The sequence below is a fragment of the Actinotalea sp. C106 genome (genome assembly GCF_023630195.1).
GTDB lineage: Bacteria > Actinomycetota > Actinomycetes > Actinomycetales > Cellulomonadaceae > Actinotalea.
On sequence record NZ_JALPKN010000479.1, the window covers coordinates 1 to 1,495 of the forward strand.

A 1,495-nucleotide genomic window follows, 5' to 3' on the forward strand; every position below is an offset into this window, starting at 1 on the left:
CGGCGCCCGGGGTCGAGGGGGCGGTGGTCGAGGCGCCGTCGGGCCGCCGGCGGGTGCCGGTGCCGGCCGGGGCGTCGGAGGTCGAGGTCGTGGTGCTCATGGCGGGGTCCCTTCGCTGAGCCGGTGCCCGGGTGGAGTGACCACCCGGGCACCGTGGGGGTCAGGAGGTCGCGTCGACGAAGGTGGTGTCGAAGACGTCCTCGGCCGACGGCGCGGCGTCGAGGTAGCCGAGGGCGTGCATCTCCTCGGTCAGGGCGGTGACCTGGTCGCGGTACTCGGCGTCCAGCTCCCAGCGGGGCCAGATGTTGCCCAGTGCGGTCTCGACCACGGCGGCGTCCAGGCCGAACTGCTCGACCACGGCGTCGGCCCACTCCTCGGGGTTGTCGACCATGTGCTCGGTGGCGGCGACGTGCGTGTCGACCACGGCCTGCACGGTCTCGGGGTCCTCGTCGATCATGCGCTGGGTGGTGACCAGGCCGATGTTGACCCGGCCGACGGGGGTCTCGTAGGGGTCGACGACGTCGACCGCGCCGTCCTGCTTGGCGATCGACGGGCCGAGCTCCGCGCTCGAGAAAGCGTCGATCTGGCCCGAGGCCAGGGCGTTGGCCATGTCGGAGAAGGGAAGGTTGACCAGCTCGAGGTCGTCGATCTCGACGCCGTGGGCCTCGAGGGTCAGGCGGAGCAGGATCTCCTGCGAGGCGCCCTGCGGGTAGCCGACGGTCCGCCCGGCGAGGTCCTCGACCCCGTCGATCTCGGGGAGGCCGACGATCCCGGTGCCGCCGTCCGCGGCCGAGGCCACGACCTTGACGTCCTCACCGACCGCGACACCCGAGAGCGCCGCCGGCACCCCGGTCACGCCGAAGTCGACGCTGCCGCTGACCACGGCGTTCTTGATGTCGGGGGAGGTGTCGAACTGGATCACCTCGAACTCGACGCCCTCGGCCGCGAGCTCCTCGTAGAAGAAGGGGTGGAACAGGTGCGGCTGCCCCTTGAGCGTGCCGACCGTGACGGTGGTCGTCTCGCCGCCGTCACCGTCCCCGGCGCTCGCGGTGCTGCAGCCGGCGACGGTGGCGGTCAGGGCGAGGGCCGCTGCGGCGGCGCCGACGGTGCGGGTGTGACGGTTCATGTGGGGGTCTCCAGGATCCGGTGCGTGCGGGTCGGGGGTGCAGATCGGTGCGTGCGGGTCAGGGGTGCGGGTCGGTCGGACAGGTCGGTCGAGGTCGGGGCCCGGGGCGGGCCGTGGACGGGGTCAGCCGGTCGAGCGGCGGAACGCGCGCCACCCGCCGTGGTCGGTGATGTCGGTCTCGGCCCCCGTGAGCCAGCCGGTGAAACCCAGGACGGTGCTGCCGTCCTCGAGCTCGACCTGCCCCAGGGCCAGGGGCGGAGCCACGGTGGTGAGCAGCGTGCCGAGGGCCGCCGGGGAGAGCAGCCACTCCTCGCCGGGAAGGCTCGCGCCGGTCGGCGCCGCGGTCCCGTCGGTCCCGGCCGGGCCGGT

General features: G+C 73.8%; 1 protein-coding gene and 1 pseudogene. Both read right to left on the bottom strand.

The window, feature by feature from the left end; translation table 11 throughout:
* Positions 1–160 precede the first annotated feature (160 nt).
* The gene (locus L0B03_RS17790) at positions 161–1,126 is read right to left on the bottom strand and encodes an ABC transporter substrate-binding protein (protein ID WP_250448337.1); all 966 of its coding nucleotides are present in this window, start codon (positions 1,124–1,126) and stop codon (positions 161–163) included.
* A 123-nt stretch (positions 1,127–1,249) separates the two neighbouring features.
* Positions 1,250–1,495 (bottom strand): annotated as a pseudogene (locus L0B03_RS17795) (allophanate hydrolase); the annotation flags it as partial.

Coding starts and splice junctions, on each gene's coding strand:
- L0B03_RS17790 (WP_250448337.1), bottom strand. CDS start 1,126: ATGAACCGTCACACCCGCACCGTCGGCGCCGCCGCAGCGGCCCTCGCC.